General features: G+C 71.8%; 17 protein-coding genes. 10 read left to right on the top strand and 7 right to left on the bottom strand.

What is annotated here, in order from left to right; translation table 11 throughout:
* Positions 1-79: 79 nt before the first annotated feature.
* The gene (locus tag BLW82_RS24790) at positions 80-2,842 is read right to left on the bottom strand and encodes a penicillin acylase family protein (RefSeq protein ID WP_093501849.1); all 2,763 of its coding nucleotides are present in this window, start codon (positions 2,840-2,842) and stop codon (positions 80-82) included.
* A gap of 234 nt (positions 2,843-3,076) precedes the next feature.
* Here BLW82_RS24790 and BLW82_RS24785 point away from each other — a divergent pair, with 234 nt between their 5' ends.
* The 6 genes from BLW82_RS24785 to mscL all read left to right on the top strand — a co-directional run bounded on the left by BLW82_RS24785 (position 3,077) and on the right by mscL (position 9,127).
* Positions 3,077-4,606 carry a potassium/proton antiporter gene (locus BLW82_RS24785; RefSeq protein WP_093501847.1) on the top strand — a complete coding sequence of 510 codons (1,530 nt, stop codon included), beginning with the start codon at positions 3,077-3,079 and terminating at the stop codon, positions 4,604-4,606.
* 278 nt (positions 4,607-4,884) lie between these two features.
* A complete protein-coding gene (locus BLW82_RS24780; RefSeq protein WP_093501845.1) occupies positions 4,885-6,177 on the top strand; it encodes an MFS transporter in 1,293 nt (430 codons plus the stop codon).
* Between the two features lie 67 nt (positions 6,178-6,244).
* Positions 6,245-6,574: an FmdB family zinc ribbon protein gene (locus BLW82_RS24775; protein WP_093501843.1), complete on the top strand. Its 330-nt coding sequence runs from the start codon at positions 6,245-6,247 to the stop codon at positions 6,572-6,574.
* Between the two features lie 114 nt (positions 6,575-6,688).
* A complete protein-coding gene (locus BLW82_RS24770; RefSeq protein WP_093508245.1) occupies positions 6,689-7,522 on the top strand; it encodes an S-methyl-5'-thioadenosine phosphorylase in 834 nt (277 codons plus the stop codon).
* Positions 7,523-7,924: 402 nt separating this feature from the next.
* Positions 7,925-8,512, top strand: a complete 588-nt coding sequence (locus tag BLW82_RS24765) for a CpaB family protein (protein WP_256215948.1) — start codon at positions 7,925-7,927, stop codon at positions 8,510-8,512.
* A gap of 138 nt (positions 8,513-8,650) precedes the next feature.
* The gene (mscL, locus tag BLW82_RS24760) at positions 8,651-9,127 is read left to right on the top strand and encodes a large conductance mechanosensitive channel protein MscL (RefSeq protein ID WP_093501841.1); all 477 of its coding nucleotides are present in this window, start codon (positions 8,651-8,653) and stop codon (positions 9,125-9,127) included.
* Between the two features lie 40 nt (positions 9,128-9,167).
* On the opposite strand, the gene BLW82_RS24755 is transcribed toward mscL, so the two are convergent.
* Positions 9,168-9,344, bottom strand: a complete 177-nt coding sequence (locus tag BLW82_RS24755; protein WP_093501839.1) for a hypothetical protein — start codon at positions 9,342-9,344, stop codon at positions 9,168-9,170.
* Between the two features lie 194 nt (positions 9,345-9,538).
* On the opposite strand from BLW82_RS24755, the gene BLW82_RS24745 reads away from it, so the two are divergent.
* The 4 genes from BLW82_RS24745 (at position 9,539) to BLW82_RS24730 (ending at position 14,220) form a co-directional block, all read left to right on the top strand.
* Positions 9,539-10,777, top strand: coding sequence for a low temperature requirement protein A (locus tag BLW82_RS24745; RefSeq protein WP_093501837.1), 1,239 nt, complete (start codon positions 9,539-9,541; stop codon positions 10,775-10,777).
* Between the two features lie 83 nt (positions 10,778-10,860).
* The gene (locus tag BLW82_RS24740; RefSeq protein ID WP_093501835.1) at positions 10,861-11,892 is read left to right on the top strand and encodes a P1 family peptidase; all 1,032 of its coding nucleotides are present in this window, start codon (positions 10,861-10,863) and stop codon (positions 11,890-11,892) included.
* Positions 11,893-12,086: 194 nt separating this feature from the next.
* Positions 12,087-13,316 (top strand): L,D-transpeptidase, encoded by a 1,230-nt coding sequence (locus tag BLW82_RS24735; RefSeq protein WP_093501833.1) that lies wholly within the window; start codon positions 12,087-12,089, stop codon positions 13,314-13,316.
* A 157-nt stretch (positions 13,317-13,473) separates the two neighbouring features.
* Positions 13,474-14,220, top strand: coding sequence for a DUF6227 family protein (locus tag BLW82_RS24730; RefSeq protein ID WP_093501831.1), 747 nt, complete (start codon positions 13,474-13,476; stop codon positions 14,218-14,220).
* A gap of 23 nt (positions 14,221-14,243) precedes the next feature.
* Here the strand turns inward: BLW82_RS24730 and BLW82_RS24725 are convergent, their stop codons facing one another.
* From BLW82_RS24725 to BLW82_RS24705, 5 genes are all read right to left on the bottom strand, one after another.
* On the bottom strand, positions 14,244-14,495 hold the full coding sequence (locus tag BLW82_RS24725; RefSeq protein ID WP_093501829.1) for a hypothetical protein: 252 nt from the start codon (positions 14,493-14,495) through the stop codon (positions 14,244-14,246).
* Positions 14,496-14,611: 116 nt separating this feature from the next.
* Positions 14,612-16,672 (bottom strand): PTS fructose transporter subunit IIABC, encoded by a 2,061-nt coding sequence (locus BLW82_RS24720; protein ID WP_093501827.1) that lies wholly within the window; start codon positions 16,670-16,672, stop codon positions 14,612-14,614.
* The gene (locus BLW82_RS24715; protein ID WP_093501825.1) at positions 16,669-16,932 is read right to left on the bottom strand and encodes a hypothetical protein; all 264 of its coding nucleotides are present in this window, start codon (positions 16,930-16,932) and stop codon (positions 16,669-16,671) included. Before BLW82_RS24715 ends, BLW82_RS24720 begins: the two co-directional genes overlap by 4 nt.
* Complete coding sequence (gene pfkB / locus BLW82_RS24710; protein WP_093508243.1) at positions 16,929-17,876, bottom strand: 1-phosphofructokinase; 948 nt, start codon at positions 17,874-17,876, stop codon at positions 16,929-16,931. Before pfkB ends, BLW82_RS24715 begins: the two co-directional genes overlap by 4 nt.
* Before the next feature lie 29 nt (positions 17,877-17,905).
* A complete protein-coding gene (locus tag BLW82_RS24705; RefSeq protein WP_093501823.1) occupies positions 17,906-18,667 on the bottom strand; it encodes a DeoR/GlpR family DNA-binding transcription regulator in 762 nt (253 codons plus the stop codon).
* Positions 18,668-18,768 lie beyond the last annotated feature (101 nt).

The raw sequence follows: 18,768 nt of genomic DNA, 5'->3' as shown, positions 1-18,768 counted from the left end.
TCGCGCCGAAGCCGCTCTCACGCGGAACGGCCCGCCACGCGTGCGTGGCGGGCCGCTTCGGCGGCGGTGGCCCTCGGGCTCAGGGCTTGAGGACGAGGGTGTCGCTGGTGCTCTTGTCGACCGCCTGGTCCGAGAACGACCAGGAGAGCAGTTCGCCGTCGGCCCAGGTGCCGGTCTGGTCGGTGTAGTGGGCGCTGAAGGCGTGCCCCGAGGCTCCGGTGAGGTTGATCCACTTGGATTTGTCGAAGTCGTCGAGGTTGACGACCATCCGCATGGAGGGGACCCACACGACGCCGTAGCCGCCGGCGGCGTTCCAGCCGGTCGCGTCCACCGTGGCCTCGCCGCCGCTGAGCTTCCAGGGGCCGCGGTTGAGGATGTACTGGACTATGGCCGGACCGTCGGTGCCCAGGGTCTGGTTCTTCAGGAACAGGCGGTGCAGCCGACCCCAGCTCCAGGTGTCGATGTCCTTGCCGAGCTTGGCGGTCAGCTCCCAGCGGGCGTCGATCATGGCGCGCCTGAAGAGCTCGTCCATGTTGTCGGCCTTGGGTCGGTCACCCGCGCCGGCCGGCGTCTTCCACCAGTCGCTGTCCGGCTTGTTCATGAGGTTGCGGACCACCTCGAACCAGCGGTCGCCGCCGTCCGGCTGGGCCTGGTCGGCGTCGCGCTCGCCGCACTCGCGCACCTTGGTGTCGTCGTCCACCGGACCGGTGCTGTCGATCTTGTCGACCCACAGGCACTGACCCTTGACCCGCAGCTCCTTGGGCAGCTTGTTGCCGAAGGCGAGCTTGAGGATGTTGCGCCAGACCGAGTTGAAGTAGGCCGCGGCCGCCGAGTCGGCGTCCTGGGTGTAGTCCCAGCCCTCCAGGAGCTTCTGCGCCTCCCGGACGTCCTTGTCGTCGAGGTTGATCTTCAGCAGCTTGGGCACCAGCAGCTTGGCGATCTCGCTGCTGTTGTCCGTCTGCATCTGGCGCATGTCGTCGGTGGAGATCTTGCCGCCGTCCTTGATCTTCGACTCGATCAGGTCGGTGATGCGCTGGCTGCGGGTGCCGTAGCCCCAGTCCGTGGTGAGCGTGTAGGGGTACTTGTCCTTGTCGATCACGGCCTGGTTGGCGGTGACGATGTAGCCGCGCTTCGGGTTGTACTCGTAGGGCAGCTCGTCCTGCCTGATGAAGCCGGTCCACTTGTACTTGGAGTCCCAGCCAGGCGCCGGGATGGAGCCGTCGTCCGCCGACGAGCGCGTGGGAATCCTGCCGGGCAGCGTGTAGCCGATGTTGTTCTTGGTGTCGGCGTAGATCAAGTTCTGCGAGGGCACGTCGAACTGGGCGGCCGCGTCCCGGAAGGAGGTCCAGTCGGACGCCTTGTCGAGGGCGAAGACGGCGTCCATGGTGGTGCCCGGGTCCAGGGCGGTCCACCTCAGGGCGATGCCGTAGCCGTCGCCGCGGTCGGGTGCGGCGGTGTCGACGCTCGCCTTCTTGCCGACCTGGACGAGTTCGTCGTCGCGGTCGGACAGCAGCGGCATGCCGTCGGCGGTCTGGCGTACGACGATCTGCTTGGACGCGCCGCCGGCGACCTTGATGGTCTCCGTGCGAGTGGTGAAGGGCTTGGTCTTGTCGTCGTACAGGTAGCCGTCGCCGGAGAGCTTCTCCAGGTACAGGTCGGTGACGTCGACCCCGGAGTTGGTCATGCCCCAGGCGATGTCCGCGTTGTGGCCGATGATCACGCCGGGCATGCCCGCGAAGGTGTAGCCGGTGACGTCGTACTGGCACTTGCTGGAGACCGAGGTGCAGTGCAGGCCCATCTGGTACCAGACAGACGGAAGCGACGCAGAAAGGTGCGGGTCGTTGGCGAGCAGCGGCTTCCCGGTGATGGTGTACTGGCCTCGGACGACCCAGGAATTGGAGCCGATGCCCTGGCCGTTCACGCCGACGGCCGTGGGGACGTCGTCCAGGACGTTGTAGAGGCTCTCCAGTTGGCTCGTGAGGGCCGAACCGGTGGACGAGGAGGTCGTGGTACCGCTGGTGCCCGTCGAGGTCCCGGAGCCGCTCGTGGAGTCGCTCTGCTCGAACGTCTGGGTGACCTTGTCGTACTGGCCCTCCTGGACGATCGGCTGGTTGCGGCTGTACGGGTAGTCCGGGTAGAGGTCCCTGATCTGCTGCGGGCCGAGGCGGCTGGTCATCAGGGCGCGGTCGATCTCGTCGTCCATGTTGCCGCGCAGGTCCCAGGCCATCGCCTTCAGCCAGGAGACCGAGTCGACGGGGGTCCACTGCTCGGGCTTGTAGTCGTTGACGAAGCCGAGGGCCGCGTACTCCAGGGAGATGTCCTTGCCGTCCTTGCCCCGGAGGTAGGCGTTGACCCCCTTGGAGTAGGCCTGGAGGTACTTCTTCGTGGAGGCCGACAGCTTGGTGTCGTACTCCTCCTTCGCGACCCGGTCCCAGCCCATGGTGCGCAGGAACTCGTCGTTCTTCACCTGGCTCTTGCCGAACATCTCCGACAGGCGCCCGGAGGTCATGTGGCGGCGCACGTCCATCTCGTAGAACCGGTCCTGCGCCTGGACGTAGCCCTGCGCCATGAACAGGTCCTCGTCGGTCGAGGCGTAGATCTGCGGGATGCCGTAGCCGTCCCGCTTCACGGTCACGGGCCCGGAGAGGCCTTGGAGGGTGGTCGAACCCTTGGTCTGCGGGAAGGACGCGCGAACCGTGCTGACCGACCAGTACGCCCCGTAGAAAACGCCCCCGACGACGGCGAGGACGAGCACCAGCACGATCAGTCGGGCTCTGCGCCCCTTCTTCCTGCCGGACTTGCCAGGCTTGTCACCCGTTGTGGCGGTGGTGTTGGGGGGCATCGCTGTCCTTGCTGTCCTAACGCGAGCGGCAGGCGGTCCTGGAGTGCTGGAGCAACCATAGGCGCAGGGCCCTACGCCACTTGACCCGGAGTAGGGAACCGGCGGGCACGGGCGTTCGATCTTGCCAAGGGAAGCGTCAAGAAAGCGTCAAGAGTTAGGTAAGGTAACGAAGTACTTGGGTGCGGAGTGCCGCACTCTCGGTCCTGTGTACGTGCGCTTCCGCGTCGCCCGCGTGTGAGCCAAGGAAGGGAACCGCCGCTGACTGTCCACCACCTCAACCAGCTTCTGCTCGTCTGCTCCCTGGTCCTGCTCGTCGCCGTCGCGGCCGTCCGGATCTCCTCGCGCAGCGGGCTCCCCAGCCTGCTCGTGTACCTGGGGATCGGCGTCCTCATGGGCCAGGACGGCATCGGGAACATCCACTTCAGCAATGCCGAGCTGACCCAGGTCATCGGGTACGCGGCCCTGGTCGTGATCCTGGCCGAGGGCGGTCTCGGCACGAAGTGGAAGGAGGTCGAACCCGTCCTGGCGTCGGCCTCCGTGCTGGCCCTCGTCGGGGTCGGCGTGAGCGTCGGCGTCACCGCGGCGGGCGCGCACTACCTGGTGGGACTGGAGTGGCGGCAGGCGCTCATCATCGGGGCGGTGGTGTCCTCGACGGACGCGGCGGCGGTGTTCTCGGTGCTCCGGCGCATTCCGCTGCCCGCGCGCGTGACGGGCACCCTGGAGGCGGAGTCCGGCTTCAACGACGCCCCGGTGGTCATCCTGGTCGTCGCCTTCTCCACCGCGGGACCGGTCGAGCACTGGTACGTGCTGCTGGGCGAGATAGCCATGGAACTGGCCATCGGCGCGGCCCTGGGCCTCGCGGCCGGCTGGCTCGGCGCCTGGGGGCTGAGGCACGTCGCGCTGCCCGCCTCCGGCCTCTACCCGATCGCCGTGATGGCCATCGCGGTCACGGCCTATGCCGCCGGCGCGCTGGCGCACGGCAGCGGCTTCCTCGCGGTCTACCTGGCCTCCATGGTGCTCGGCAACGCCAAGTTGCCGCACTGGCCGGCCACCCGCGGTTTCGCCGAGGGACTCGGCTGGATCGCCCAGATCGGCATGTTCGTGCTGCTCGGCCTGCTGGTCACCCCGCACGAGCTCGGCGACGACTTCCTGCCCGCGCTGATCATCGGACTGGTGCTCACCATGGTGGCGCGGCCACTGAGCGTGGTCGTCAGTCTCGCGCCCTTCCGGGTGCCCTGGGGGGAACAGACCCTCATGTCCTGGGCCGGGCTGCGCGGCGCCGTGCCCATCATCCTGGCGACGATCCCCATGGTGAACGGCGTCGACACCAGTCACCGGATCTTCAACATCGTCTTCGTGCTGGTCGTCGTCTACACGCTCGTCCAGGGGCCGACCCTGCCCTGGCTGGCCCGCAAGCTGCGGCTCGGCGGGGACCCCGAGGCCGCCGACCTCGGCATCGAGTCCGCGCCCCTGGAGCGGCTGCGCGGGCATCTGCTGTCCGTGTCGATCCCGGAGGGCTCCCGGATGCACGGCGTGGAGATCAACGAGCTGCGGCTGCCCGCCGGGGCCGCCGTCACCCTGGTCGTCCGTGACGGAAAATCGTTTGTTCCGCTGCCCGCGACGGTGCTGCTGGGCGGGGACGAACTCCTCGTGGTCGCCACCGACCCGGTGCGGGACGCCGCGGAACGGCGGCTGCGGGCGGTCGGCCACGGGGGCAAGCTGGCGGGCTGGCTGGGCACGAACGGGGCGGCGGACGTGCGTTAAGGGCATGTTTCGGGTACTTCACACCTCGGGTAATCCCAGGTGAATGGGGGTCACGGTGCTCATTTTCACAGGTGTGCCGCGCCCTTCCCCCTGTACGATGAAAGCACCCTGATCGAACCAACTCTGCCTGACGCAGAGCTGGCGCGACCGTATGGCGGCCGGAACGCTCTTCGCAGTGGATGCCGGTATCTACCGCAGTTCCGCGCAAGAGGACAGCTCTCGGCGCCGCCCCCTTAACCGGAGGGGCCGCGCTACCAGGCGGCAGAAAGGCACGGGCCGTGGCATCCACGGTCACCACCGAGCCGTCGGAGAACCCGGCGGCGCCGTCCCGCCCGGGATACGGACAGCTGCTGCGCACCCGCGGCGCCTGGACGTTCCTGCTCCCCGGTTTCGCGGCGCGCCAGCCGTTCGCGATGCTCACCATCTCCATCGTGCTGCTCGTGCAGCACACCACCGGCTCGTACGGAGCCGCGGGCGCCGCCGCGGCCGTCACCGGCGTCTCCATGGCGCTGTTCGCGCCCTACAGCGGCCGCCTGGCCGACCGCTACGGGCAGCGCGCGGTACTCGTCCCCGGCGTCCTCGCGCACACGCTGTCGGGCCTCGCCCTGACCGCGCTCGCGCTGGCGCACGCGCCCCTGTGGGCACTGTTCGCGGCGGCCGTGCCGACCGGCGCCTCGGTGCCGCAGATCGGCCCCATGGTGCGCGCCCGCTGGGGCGCCAGGCTCCAGGACTCCCCCCTGATGTCCACCGCGGCCGCCTTCGAGTCCGTCACCGACGAGCTCACCTTCGTCTTCGGCCCGCTGCTCGCCACCGCCCTGTGCACCACCGTGGCCCCGGCCGCCGGCCTGGTCACGGAGGCCGCGCTCACCCTGGCCGGCGGTCTGCTGTTCGCCGCCCGCAAGAGCACCCAGCCCCAGGTGACCGGTGGCGGCCACGCGCGCGTGCGGCACGCCTCGGCGCTGCGCGTCCCGGGCGTGCGGGTGCTGGTCGTCGCCTTCCTGGGCATCGGCTCCGTCTTCGGCGGCATGCAGGTCTCCCTCGCCGCGTTCACCGAGTCGATCGGCGAACCCGGCCTGAACGGCGTCCTGTACGGCACCTTCGCCGCGGGGAACATGCTCTCCGGCATCGTCTGCGGCGCACTCGCCTGGAAGGCCGCCCCGCACCGGCGTCTGGTCGTCGGCTACACGGCGCTCGCGCTGACCGCGTCGGCGCTGTGGACGTCCCACTCGGTGCTCGTCCTGGCCGGTCTCGGCCTGCTCGTCGGCATGTGCATCGCGCCCGCCCTGATCACCGGCTACACGCTGGTCGAGGGCCTGGTCCCGGCCGGCGCCCGCACGGAGGCGTTCACCTGGCTGACCGGCGCGGTGGCGCTCGGCCAGGCGGCCGCGGTCACGGTCGCGGGACAACTGGAGGACCGCCTGTGGGGCGGCGCCGGGTTCCTGGTGCCGATGGCGGGCACCCTGCTCGCCCTGGCGACCCTCCTGGCGCTGCGTTCGCGGCTCGTCACCCAGCCGCGGAACCGTACCGTCGCACGTGGCGTCGGTCACCGCGTACCGCTGACGGTGGACTGATCCCCGGGAATGCGTCAGTATGGATCGTCGTTAGCACTCACTGAGTGAGAGTGCCAGGAGGAAGACAGTGCCGACCTACCAGTACCAGTGCACCGAGTGCGGCGAGGGCCTCGAGGCGGTGCAGAAGTTCACCGATGACGCCCTGACCGAGTGCCCCAACTGCGGTGGCCGCCTGAAGAAGGTGTTCTCCGCCGTCGGCATTGTCTTCAAGGGCTCGGGCTTCTACCGCAACGACAGCCGCGGCTCCTCGTCGAGCAGCAGCCCCGCGTCGAAGTCGTCCGGCTCCGCGTCCTCGGGCACGTCGTCCGAGTCGAAGTCGTCGGACTCGAAGGCTTCCGACTCGAAGTCCTCGACGTCGGCGTCCTCGTCCGGCTCGGCCAGCAGCTCCGCCGCCTGAGACCTCAGCCCTCCGGACCCCGCCGTCGAGCGACAGCGGGGTCCGAGGCGTTCCCGGACCCAGGCCTCTGCCCGCCGGGGCGGCCGGTGAGGGCGGGCGGCTAGTGTGCTGCGCATGGTGAACGCAGAGATCGGTGTAATCGGCGGTTCCGGCTTCTACTCGTTCCTCGACGACGTGACCGAGATCCAGGTCGACACGCCCTACGGGCCGCCCAGCGACTCCCTCTTCCTCGGCGAGATCGCCGGCCGCCGGGTCGCCTTCCTGCCCCGCCACGGGCGCGGCCACCATCTGCCGCCGCACCGCATCAACTACCGGGCCAACCTCTGGGCGCTGCGCTCCGTCGGCGTGCGCCAGGTGCTCGGCCCGTGCGCGGTGGGCGGTCTGCGCCCGGAGTACGGCCCGGGGACACTGCTCGTGCCCGACCAACTGGTGGACCGCACGAAAGTCCGGGCCCAGTCGTACTTCGACGGACTTCCGCTGCCCGACGGCGCCGTGCCGAACGTGGTGCACGTCTCGCTGGCCGACCCCTACTGCCCCACCGGCCGGGCGGCGGCCCTGAAGGCGGCGCGCGGCCGGGACTGGGAGCCGGTGGACGGGGGCACGCTGGTGGTGGTCGAGGGGCCGCGCTTCTCGACCCGCGCCGAGTCGCTCTGGCACCAGGCGCAGGGCTGGTCCGTGGTGGGCATGACCGGTCATCCCGAGGCGGCGCTCGCCCGTGAACTGGAGCTCTGCTACACGTCGTTGACGCTGGTCACGGACCTGGACGCGGGCGCCGAGACCGGTGAGGGCGTCTCGCACGACGAGGTGCTGCGGGTGTTCGCGGCCAACGTGGACCGGCTGCGGGGCGTGCTGTTCGACGCGGTGGCGGCCCTGCCGGAGAACACGGCACGGGACTGCCTGTGCACGAACGCACTCGGCGGCATGGACCCGGGGTTCGAGCTGCCGTAACGCAGGGACGGTCCGTGCGAGGCGGACGTCGGCGGACACGGGCGGAGGCCGACGGACACAGGCGGGCGCCGACGGACACAGGCGGAGGCCGACGGACACAGGCGGGCGCCGACGGACACAGGCGGGCGCCGACGGACACAGGCGGAGGCCGACGGACACAGGCGGGCGCCGACGGACACGGGCGGGCGCCGACGGACACGGGCGGAGGCCGACGGACACAGGCGACGGATAGGGGCGGAGGCCGGCGGACAGGGGCGGGCACCGACGGATAGGGGCGGAACTCCTCGTTCGGGTGGCCGAGTTGTCCACAACCGGCCGGTGGTCCACCGGCTCCGGCGGGTTTCGGCGCGAGGCCGCATCGTGGTTCCGCAAGCCGGTTTCTCGTCGCAGGTGGTGATCCTCGTGTCCGTTCCCCCGTCCCTGTCCCCCGCCTTCCCCCCTCCCCTTCGCGTCCCGCGCCCGCTGGGCACGGACGCCCCCGCCACCTGCGAGGTCCCGCACTTCGAACCGGTGCGGGTGCGCGGCGGGCGGTTCCTGCTGGGCCGGCTGCTGCGCCACCGCGGCCGGGCCCTAGCGGCCGGGCTCGCGGTCACGGCGGCGGCCCTCGTCGCGGCCGGCCCGCGCACCGCTCTCGGCCCCCTGCGGGCCGAGCCGTCCCGTGGCCACCCGGTCGTCACCCCGCCCACCCCGCCGGTACGACGGCACGCCCCGCCCGTGGACATGGTGACGGCACCGGTGCGGATCGCCGACGCGGCCACCGTCCGGCTGCTGCGCCCCGGCGACCGGGTGGACGTCATCGCCGCCGGGGATCCCGCGGCCGGTGGCGCGGCCCGGGTGATCGCGCGCGGGGTGCGCGTGACGAGACTGCCGGAGCCGGTCGACGCGGCCGCGGAGAGCGGGGCACTGGTCGTGCTCGCGGTCCCGCGGGCCAGTGCGGCCCAACTGGTCGGCGCGAGCGCCACGGCACGGCTGGCGGTGACCCTGTGTTGAACAGCCTGGGGCGATTTCCGGGACACTCTGTGCCAAGTCGCTCGTTCGAGCTGCGGGATTGGGCCCAATGGCCGCACGGTGCCGTAGGTTGCGGAGCGCTTTGTTCCACAGCCTGTGCATGTGAGGAGAGTCCCCGAAGTGAGCACGAAGAGGGAACCGAGTGTCTGGCAGGGCTTCAAGGCCTTCCTGATGCGCGGGAACGTCGTCGATCTGGCAGTAGCGGTGGTCATCGGCGCCGCCTTCACGAACATCGTCAACTCGGTGGTGAAGGGGATCATCAACCCGCTGGTCGGCGCGATCGGCACGAAGAACCTCGACAGCTACAGCTCGTGTCTGAAGGACCCGTGCAAGCTGAACGCGGACGGCACGGTGAAGAGCGGCATTCCGATCATGTGGGGCGAGGTCCTGGGCGCCACGCTCTCCTTCGTGATCACCGCGGCGGTCGTGTACTTCCTGATGGTCCTGCCGATGGCGAAGTACCTGTCCCGGATAGAGGCCCGCCGCAGGGCGCGGGAGGGCACGCACGAGGTGGTCGAGGTGACCGAGCTGGAGGTGCTGAAGGAGATCCGCGACGCCCTGGTCGCGCAGCGCGGAAACGGTCACAGCCAGCGATAGCGGCGCTGCCGCGGACGCTGTGAGCGGTCGGGCGGAGGGCTCAGAGGTGGTGGGGCGGCTTCTCGTCGAGGAAGCGCCTGAGGTCGGCCGCGGAGTCGCCCTCCGGGCGGTCGCCCCAGCCGCGGTCGGTGTCGTCCGAGGACTGGCGGTCCAGCGGGTCGTCGAAGATCAGGGTGGTGTGCGGGTCGCGGGGCGCGGGCTCGGGGGCGGTGGTCATGTCCCAAGACTACGGCGCGCCCGGCCCGGGCCCGCCCGGCCCGCCCGGCCCGCCCGGCCCGCCCGGCCCGCCCGGCCCGCCTGGGCCGCCTGGGCCGCCGGTTGGCCCCGGCGGCGGCCCTGCCGCCCGCCGGGTCGGGCGCCCGCCTGCGGCCCGGTTCGCGAGCCGGCTCCCTTTTCTGCTGTGCTGGACGCATGACGTCGAGTTCTCCCCCGGCCTCCGCCGCACAGCACGTACCCCAGCCCCAGCGGCCACTGCGCAGGCTGACCGCGCGTGGGCGCGAGGAGTCGCACCGGGTCTCCTCGCCACTCGAGCTCTTCTTCGACCTGTGCTTCGTGGTGGCCATCGCGCAGGCGGGCGCGGGACTGGTGCACGCGGTCGCCACGGGCCACGCGGGCGAGGGCGTCCTGAACTACGCGATGGTGTTCTTCGCCATCTGGTGGGCCTGGATGAACTTCACCTGGTTCGCTTCGGCGTACGACAACGACGACGCCCTCTACCGGGTCGTCACCCTGGTCCAGATCGCGGGCGTGCTGGTGCTGGCGGCCGGTGTCTCGCGGGCCTTCGCGGAGCACGACTTCGCACTGGTCCTGATCGGTTACGTGATCATGCGGCTGGCGCTGGCCTCGCAGTGGCTGCGAGCCGCACGGGAGGCCCAGGGAGCGGAGCGGACCATGGCGCTCCGGTACGCGGGCGGGGTGCTGCTGTGCCAGGTCGGCTGGGTCGCTCTCGTGGTGCTGCCGGCGCACGCGCGCCCGTGGGTGTTCCTGGTGATGGGGATCGCCGAGCTGTGCGTGCCCTTGTACGCCGAGAAGAGTCACAGCACCTCCTGGCACCCGCACCACATCGCCGAGCGGTTCGGGCTGTTCACGATCATCGTGCTCGGCGAGACGATCGCGGCGGCGACGGTCGCCGTGAAGTCGGCGGTGAGCGAGCACGACGCGCTGACCGCGCTGCTGCCGATCGCGGCGGGCGGTCTGCTGATCGTCTTCTCGGCGTGGTGGATCTACTTCGTGGTTCCCATCCACGGCCACCTCCGGTCCAACCGCGAGTCCTTCCTGTGGGGTTACGGCCACTACCTGATCTTCGCGTCGGCCGCCTCGATCGGCGCGGGCATCGAGGTGGCCGTCGAGGAAGCGGTCGGCAAGGCGCACCTCTCGACGACGGCCGCGTCGGCGGCGGTGACCGTGCCGACGGCGCTGTACCTGCTGACCGTGTGGGCGCTGCACTCGCGGTACTTCAAGGTGGGGCTCACCCAGCAGCTGGTGCTGCCGGTGACGGCGCTGCTGGTGGTGTGCTGCACGTTCCTCGGCGACTGGGCGGTGCCGGTGGCCGGCGTCGTGTCGGCGCTCGCGGTGGCGACCGGGACGATGCTGACGGCGCGCACGGCCGGCCGCGAGCGCCCGGAGCGGGCACCCGCGGCAGCCTCCTGACCGGACCGGACCGGACCGGACGCACCGCGCCGGGCTGGGCTGGGCTGGGCTGGGCTGGGCTGGGCTGGGCCAGACTGGCCGCCATGACAGTTGACGCATTGACGGACGTGGCCGGGCTGCGGGTGGGGCACGCCACCCGCACCGGCGCGGGCTGGCTCACCGGTACCACGGTCGTCCTCGCCCCCGAGGGCGGCGCGGTGGCCGCCGTGGACGTGCGGGGCGGCGGCCCGGGCACCAAGGAGACGGACGCGCTCGACCCGCGCAACCTGGTGCAGCGGGTGGAGGCGGTCGTGCTCACGGGCGGCAGCGCCTACGGGCTCGACGCGGCGTCCGGGGTGATGGCCTGGCTGGAGGAGCGGGGGCGCGGGGTGCGGGTGGGGCCGGATCCGGCGCATGTCGTGCCCGTGGTGCCCGCGGCCTGCGTCTTCGATCTGGGGCGGGGCGGGGACTTCCGGGCCCGGCCGGACGCGGCGACGGGGCGTGCGGCGGTGGAGGCGGCCGCGGCGACCGAGCCGGGCGCCCCGGTGCCCCAGGGGTGCGTGGGCGCCGGTACGGGCGCCGTGGCCGGGGCGGTGAAGGGCGGGGTGGGCAGCGCGAGCACCGTCCTGGGCTCCGGGATCACGGTGGCGGCGCTGGTGGTGGCCAACGCGGCAGGCGCCGTACTGGATCCGGAAACCGGGGTGCTGTACGGGGAGTTGCTTCAGGGGCGCGTGGCGTATCCCGAGGAACGGGTGCACGAGGCCGCGCGCCGGCGGCTCGCCGACGCCGCCGCCCGGAACGGGCTGCCGCCGCTCAACACGACGCTGGCGGTGGTCGCGACCGATGCCGAGCTGTCCAAGGCGCAGGCGCAGAAGCTGGCCGGGACGGCGCACGACGGGATCGCGCGCGCCGTGCGGCCGGTGCACCTGCTGCACGACGGGGACACGGTGTTCGCGCTGGCGACGGGCGCGCGACCGCTCGACGCCGACGCGGGCCCGCTCGCGCTCAACGAGCTCCTCGCGGCCGGTGCGGACCTGGTGAGCCGCGCGATCGTGAAGGCCGTACGGGCCGCCGGGCCGGTCGACGGGCCGGGCGGGGCGTGGCCGTCCTACAGCGAGTTGTACGGGGAGCCGTAGGGGGAGCCGCGAGGGGAGCCGTAGGGGGTGCGGGGCCCGGAACCTCGCGGGCAGCTGTCGATTGTCCTGGTTCTGTCACGTGATGGCGTTCGCGGGCGCCGGAGGGAACCCCTAGGGGGGCCTTCGGCCTCTTTCTCCACGCACTGGAGCGGATCACGCACATCACAAGAACTCACACGAACCTGGAGCAGCCCGTGACAACGCCGGACATCGCAGCGCGGCGCGCACTGGGGGCCTGTGCCGCCCTGTTGGTCGGCGCCCTCACCCTCACCGCCTGCGGCGGCAACGCCAACGCCGACGCCAAGACCGACGGCGCCAAGGGCGGACAGGACACCGCCGCGAAGACCTCGGCCGCGAAGATCGTGATCTCGGCCAAGGACGGTTCGACCGGCGCGTCCATCAACACGACCGGCGTGCAGGTCAGCGACGGGAAGCTGACCGACGTCAGGATGAAGGTGGCGGGGTCGGGGCAGGCCGTGGACGGCACCCTCTCCGCGGACGGCGGCAGCTGGAAGCCGAAGGAACAGCTGGAGCGCGGCACGAAGTACGAGATATCGGCGACCGCCAAGGACTCCAAGGGGCTCACGGCGGCGGCCAACTCCATCTTCACCACGGTCAACTCGGCGAACAGCTACATCGGCACGTACACGCCGGACGACGGGACGACGGTCGGCGTGGGGATGCCGGTGTCGTTCACCTTCGACAAGGTCATCACCGACAAGAAGGCCGTGCAGTCGCACATCACGGTGACGTCCAGCAGCGGCCAGCAGGTGGTGGGGCACTGGTTCGGGGCGCAGCGCCTGGACTTTCGGCCGCAGGACTACTGGAAGGCCGGTTCCGAGGTCACGATGAAGATCGACCTGGACGGCGTCGAGGGCGCGAACGGCGTCTACGGGGTGCAGAAGAAGACGGTGTCGTTCACCGTCGGCCGTTCTCAGGTCTCCACGGTGGACGCGAACACGCAGACCATGACGGTGCTGCGGGACGGCAAGCTCCTCAGGTCGGTGCCGGTGTCCACGGGCAGCCCCGAGCACACGACGTACAACGGGCAGATGGTGATCTCCGAGAAGTTCACCCAGACCCGGATGAACAGCCAGACGGTCGGCCTGGGCGGGGAGTACGACATCCCGGACGTGCCGCACGCGATGCGGCTGACGACGTCGGGGACGTTCATCCACGGCAACTACTGGTACAGCAAGAGCAACCCGCCGTTCGGGCACGAGGGCACCAGCCACGGCTGCGTGGGCATGGCGGACGTCCAGGGCGCACAGGGCGACACGACGGCCAAGTGGTTCTACGACAACTCGCTGATCGGGGACGTCGTGATCGTGAAGAACTCCCCCGACAAGACCGTGCAGCCGGACAACGGGCTCAACGGGTGGAACCTGTCGTGGAGCGAGTGGACCGCGGGAAGTGCCGTCTGACCGGCACCTTTTGACTGATCGTCGGGCCGCGCGGGAACTTTTCGCGCGGCCCGCGTGTTTTCCCGGCGTACGTTTTCTCGGTTCCCGGACATGATGTCCGACCGAGGGGCTACGGTATGCACCCACAAGGTGACATGCAGCAACGCCGGGAGAAACCTTGAGCGTTCCGTACGAGACGGCAGCGTACGAACCAGCCGAGTCGCCCGAGTCTCCGGAGGAGCACCTCGCGCGGCTCCTCGGCCGTGCCCTGAACTCCTTCGAACTGCCGGACGAGGCCATCAGGCCGCTGGACTGCGCGCTGGCCCAGGACAGTTCGCTGCACTCCGCGCACCACAGCGCGGGGCTGCACCGGGAGACGTACCGGCACACCTGGCTGCTGGCCGACGGCTCCGCGGTCACGCTGTGGGAGCTGGTGCACAACACGGTGCCGGGCAGTGACCCGCAGCACGAGGTGTACGTCGACGAGGAGGAGCTGCGGGCCGCGACGGCCCGGCTGCCGCTGCCGCCGGACGCCCCGGACTTCGAGCTGCCGGTGCTGGTGACGCTGGCGCCGGTCCCGGCGCCGAGGCACGTGTACGCGCCGGACGACTCGGCGGACCACGCGCGCCGGCTGCTGCGCCGCGCGGAGAACCCCGACCGGCCGGACGGGGAGACGGCGCAGGCGCTGTCGACGGCGTTCGCGCACCAGATCACCCAGGCGTTCGGACGGCCGGGGCGGGCGGGCCGGCAGGGTCTGGCCTTCTCGCTCTACGAGCACGCGTTCCTGCTGCGGGACGGCCGGGAGCTGTCGCTTTGGGAGGTCGAGCACACGGCGACGCCGGACGGCCGGCACATGTGCGAGGTGTACCCGTCGGAGGTCGCGGCGAGGGACGCGATGGAGCGACGGGCGGCGCGGCAGAGGTAGCCCGCTCTCCCGTGCCGGGAGGCTCAGCGGCCGCTCAGGCGTCGCACCAGGCCCGCGAAGGCGTCCTGCTCCGCGGGGGTCAGTTCGACGGCTTCGCGGGGCGGGGCGGGCTCGGACGGCTGCGGGAAGGCGGGCAGGGCGCGGGCGGCGTGCCAGGCGAGGGCCTCGCGGCGGTTGCGGCGCAACAGGCGCGTCACGACGGCCGCCCAGGCGACGGTCGCCAGGGTGAGCGCGGCCATGCCGATCAGCTGGAGGGACGATACGTGCGCGGGCATACGCCCCAGTACACACCACGGTCCGGGACTTTGGTCCCGGACCGTGACGTATCTCGCAGGTGCCGTGAACAACTCACAGCGAATCAAAGGGACAAGACGGCGGGACGGTGCGGGGATCAGGCCGCGACCGGCTGCCGGTCCTCCTTCGCGGCGGCGGCCGTCCCGGCGGCACCCGCCATGGCCTGCCGGGCCGGCTTGCGCAGGCCCTTCAGGAGGACGACGAGGGCCGTGGTGACGCAGACACCGGCGGCGATGGCGACCAGGTAGAGGAACGGGTTGCCGATCAGCGGGACCACGAAGATGCCGCCGTGCGGGGCGCGCAGGGTGGCGCCGAAGACCATCGACAGGGCGCCGGTGATGGCGCCGCCCACCATCGAGGACGGGATGACGCGCAGCGGGTCGGCGGCCGCGAACGGGATCGCGCCCTCCGAGATGAAGGAGGCGCCCAGTACCCAGGCGGCCTTGCCGTTCTCGCGCTCGGTCTCGGTGAAGAGCTTGCCGCGCACGGTCGTGGCCAGGGCCATCGCGAGCGGCGGGACCATGCCGGCCGCCATGACCGCGGCCATGATCTTCATCGCGGAGTCACTGGGGTTGGAGACCGCGATACCGGCGGTGGCGAAGGTGTACGCGACCTTGTTGACCGGGCCGCCGAGGTCGAAGCACATCATCAGGCCGAGCAGGGCGCCGAGCAGGACGGCGTTGGAGCCGGAGAGGCCGTTCAGCCAGTCGGTCATGCCCTTCTGGGCGGAGGCGATGGGCTTGCCGACCACGACGAACATCAGGAACCCGACGATCGCCGTGGAGATCAGCGGGATCACCACCACCGGCATGATGCCGCGCAGCACCTTCGGGATGTCGATCTTCTGGATCGCCATCACCACGCCGCCGGCCAGCAGACCGGCGACCAGGCCGCCGAGGAAGCCGGCGTTGATCGTGGAGGCGATCATGCCTCCCACGAAACCGGGGACCAGGCCCGGGCGGTCGGCCATGCCGTAGGCGATGTAGCCCGCGAGGACCGGCACCAGGAAGCCGAAGGCGACGGCGCCGATCTGGAACATCAGGGCGGCCCAGCTGTCGGTCTGCGTCCACACGAAGTGGTTGAGCACCGACGGCGCGGACTTGATCTCGTAGCCGCCGATCGCGAAGCCGAGGGCGATCAGCAGACCGCCGGCCGCGACGAACGGCACCATGTAGCTCACGCCGGACATCAGCCACTTGCGCAGCTTGGTGCCGTAGCCCTCGCCGGCCTCGCCCGCGCGTTCCACCGGGGTGGCCGGTGCGGAGCCGGAGGTCACCTCGCCGCGGGCCGCCTTGGCGCGGACCTCGCCGATCAGCTCGGCGGGTCGGTTGATGCCCGCCTTCACGCCGACGTCGACGGTGGGCTTGCCGGCGAAGCGGTCCTTGTCGCGGACCGGCACGTCGTGGGCGAAGATCACGCCGTCCGCCGCCGCGACGACCTCGGGGTCGAGCCGGGTGAAGCCGGCCGAGCCCTGCGTCTCGACGACGAGTTCGACGCCCGCCTCGCGGCCCGCGTTCTCCAGGGACTCGGCCGCCATGTAGGTGTGGGCGATGCCGGTGGGGCAGGAGGTGACCGCGACGATGCGGAACGGGCGCTCGGCCTCCGGGCCGGCGTCCTCGGTGGCCGCTGCGGTGCCGGCGGAGGCCGCCGCCGGCGCCGCAGCGGTGTTCTGGGAGGCGCTCGCGGCGGTTGCCGTCCCGGCGGCCGGCGCGGGCGTCTCGTCGCCGCGGATCAGGGCCGCCGCCGTCCCGGCGTCGTCCGCCGACCGCAGGGCGTCCGTGAACTCGCTGTTCATCAGCTGGCGGGCCAGCGCGGAGAGGATCGTGAGGTGGGCGTCGTCGGCGCCGGCGGGGGCCGCGATCAGGAAGATCAGGTCGGCCGGGCCGTCGGGGGCGCCGAAGTCGATGCCGGCGGCGCTGCGCCCGAAGGCGAGCGTCGGCTCGGTGACGTGGGCGCTGCGGCAGTGCGGGATGCCGATGCCGCCGTCGAGACCGGTCGGCATCTGGGCCTCGCGGGCGGCCACGTCGGCGAGGAAGCCCTCCAGGTCGGTCACCCGGCCCAGGGCCACCATGCGCTCGGCGAGGGCGCGCGCCGCCGCTTCCTTCGTGTCGGCGGACAGGTCGAGATCGACCAGGTCCGCGGTGATCATGTCGCTCATCGCGGGCTCCTATGCACGCGTATCGCCCGGAGTGTGGGGTGGGCGGGGGTGGGGACGGGGATGCCGTGGGGGGCGAGGTGGGAGGCGGGGCCGGGGAAGCCCCGCCTCCCGGGCACGGCGGGGCGGCTCAGGATGCCCCGCCGGCCCGTCGGCGCGGCGAGTAACGAGACGCCCTGCCGCTCCTGGGCCGGTGGTCGGCGGGCGGCGCTGGGGAGGAGCGCGGCCGCGCGGGTCGTCGTGTCCACGGTCGGGACGTTCATGACACCGGCTCCGTCAGTTCGCGGTCGACGGGGACGCGGTCGGTGAGGGTCACCGCCGTGGGGTCCAGGTCGGCCGGGGTGGGCATCACGCTGCCGGGCAGCTGGACGGCGGCGGCGCCGTGCGCGACGGCGGAGGCGAGCGCCTTCGGGCCGCTGCCGCCGGCGATGAGGAAACCGGCGAGGGAGGAGTCGCCGGCGCCGACGTTGCTGCGGACGGTGTCCACGCGGGCGCTCGCGAACCAGGCGCCCTCGTCCTCGACGAGCAGCTGGCCGTCGGCGCCCAGGCTGGCGAGGACGGCGCGGGCACCCATGCCGCGCAGCTCCTCGGCCGCCTTCAGCGCGTCGCCCACCGTGGCCAGGGGGCGCCCGACGGCCTCCGCGAGCTCCTCGGCGTTCGGCTTCACCACGTCGGGCCGCGCGCGCAGCGCTTCGAGCAGCGCGCGCCCCGAGGTGTCCAGCGCGATGCGTGCGCCCCCGGCGTGTGCCCGGGCGACGACGTCGGCGTACCAGGAGGGCGCGAGGCCGCGCGGCAGGCTGCCGCAGCAGGCGATCCAGTCGGCGTCGCGGGACTGCTCGCGCACGGTCTCCAGGAGCAGTTCCTGTTCCTGGGCGGTGAGTTCCGGACCCGGCGCGTTGATCTTGGTGAGCACCCCGTCGGACTCGGCGAGGGCGATATTAGAGCGGGTGGCCCCGGCGACCGGGACCGGCGCGACCTCGATGCCCTGGGCGTCGAGCAGGTCGGCGACGAGCGCGCCCGGCGCACCGCCCAGCGGCAGGACGGCGACCGTGCGGCGGCCGGCGGCGGCGACCGCACGCGAGACGTTGACGCCCTTCCCGCCCGGGTCCATGCGCTCGCCGGAGGCGCGGATGACCTCGCCGCGCTCCAGGGCGGGAACCTCGTAGGTCCGGTCGAGGGAGGGGTTGGGGGTGACGGTGAGGATCATGCCGGTGCCGATCGTGGTGCTCGTGGTGCTCATGCTCGTACTACTTCCGTGCCGCCGCGCTCGATGGCGGCGGCGTCCTCGGGGCTCAGCGCGCTGTCGGTGATCAGCAGGTCCACATCGCCCATGTCGCCGAAGCGGGCGAAGTGCTCCTGACCGTGCTTGGCGGAGTCGGCGAGCAGGACCACCCGGCGGGCCGCGGCGACGGCCGCCCGCTTGACCGCGGCCTCGGCGAGGTCGGGGGTGGTCAGGCCCTGGTCGGCGGAGAAGCCGTTGGCGGCGACGAAGAGGACGTCGGCCCGGATCTCGCCGTACGCGCGCAGCGCCCAGGCGTCCACGGCGGCGCGCGTACGGTGCCGTACGCGCCCCCCGACGAGGTGGAGCTGGATGCCCGGGTGGTCGGCGAGGCGGGCCGCGATCGGGAGGCTGTGGGTGACGACGGTGAGGGACGCCTCCAGCGGGATGGCCGCGGCCAGCCGGGCGACCGTGGAACCGGCGTCGAGGATCAGGGTGCCCTCGGTCGGCAGTTCGGAGAGGGCGGCCTTGGCGATGCGGTCCTTCTCGTCGGCCGAGGTGGACTCGCGTTCGGCGAGGTCCGGCTCGAAGTCGAGCCGCCCGGCCGGGATGGCGCCGCCGTGCACCCGGCGGACGAGGCCGGCCCGGTCGAGAGCCTTCAGGTCGCGGCGGATCGTCTCCTGCGTGACCTGGAACTCCTCGGCGAGCGACACGACGTCCACCCGGCCGCCGTCACGGGCGAGCCGGAGGATCTCCTGCTGCCGCTCCGGTGCGTACATGCCCTGCGCCTCCACTCAAACATACGTCCGGTCATGCCCGACCGCGTCCGACTCATGCCCGAACTTGTGGTTTCGCAGGGAGGCTACGCCGCGGTTTCCGG

Origin of the sequence: Streptomyces sp. Ag109_O5-10 (assembly GCF_900105755.1) — a bacterium.
Classification (GTDB): domain Bacteria; phylum Actinomycetota; class Actinomycetes; order Streptomycetales; family Streptomycetaceae; genus Streptomyces.
This window is presented reverse-complemented; position numbering and strand designations above follow the sequence as displayed.

Bases quoted from the DNA above. Each gene is read 5' to 3' on its own strand.
- BLW82_RS24745 (WP_093501837.1), top strand. From the start codon at position 9,539: ATGACGTCGAGTTCTCCCCCGGCCTCCGCCGCACAGCACGTACCCCAG.
- BLW82_RS24770 (WP_093508245.1), top strand. From the start codon at position 6,689: ATGGTGAACGCAGAGATCGGTGTAATCGGCGGTTCCGGCTTCTACTCG.
- BLW82_RS24715 (WP_093501825.1), bottom strand. From the start codon at position 16,932: ATGAACGTCCCGACCGTGGACACGACGACCCGCGCGGCCGCGCTCCTC.
- BLW82_RS24725 (WP_093501829.1), bottom strand. From the start codon at position 14,495: ATGCCCGCGCACGTATCGTCCCTCCAGCTGATCGGCATGGCCGCGCTC.
- pfkB (WP_093508243.1), bottom strand. From the start codon at position 17,876: ATGATCCTCACCGTCACCCCCAACCCCTCCCTCGACCGGACCTACGAG.
- BLW82_RS24790 (WP_093501849.1), bottom strand. From the start codon at position 2,842: ATGCCCCCCAACACCACCGCCACAACGGGTGACAAGCCTGGCAAGTCC.
- BLW82_RS24720 (WP_093501827.1), bottom strand. From the start codon at position 16,672: ATGAGCGACATGATCACCGCGGACCTGGTCGATCTCGACCTGTCCGCC.
- BLW82_RS24755 (WP_093501839.1), bottom strand. From the start codon at position 9,344: ATGACCACCGCCCCCGAGCCCGCGCCCCGCGACCCGCACACCACCCTG.
- BLW82_RS24740 (WP_093501835.1), top strand. From the start codon at position 10,861: ATGACAGTTGACGCATTGACGGACGTGGCCGGGCTGCGGGTGGGGCAC.
- BLW82_RS24705 (WP_093501823.1), bottom strand. From the start codon at position 18,667: ATGTACGCACCGGAGCGGCAGCAGGAGATCCTCCGGCTCGCCCGTGAC.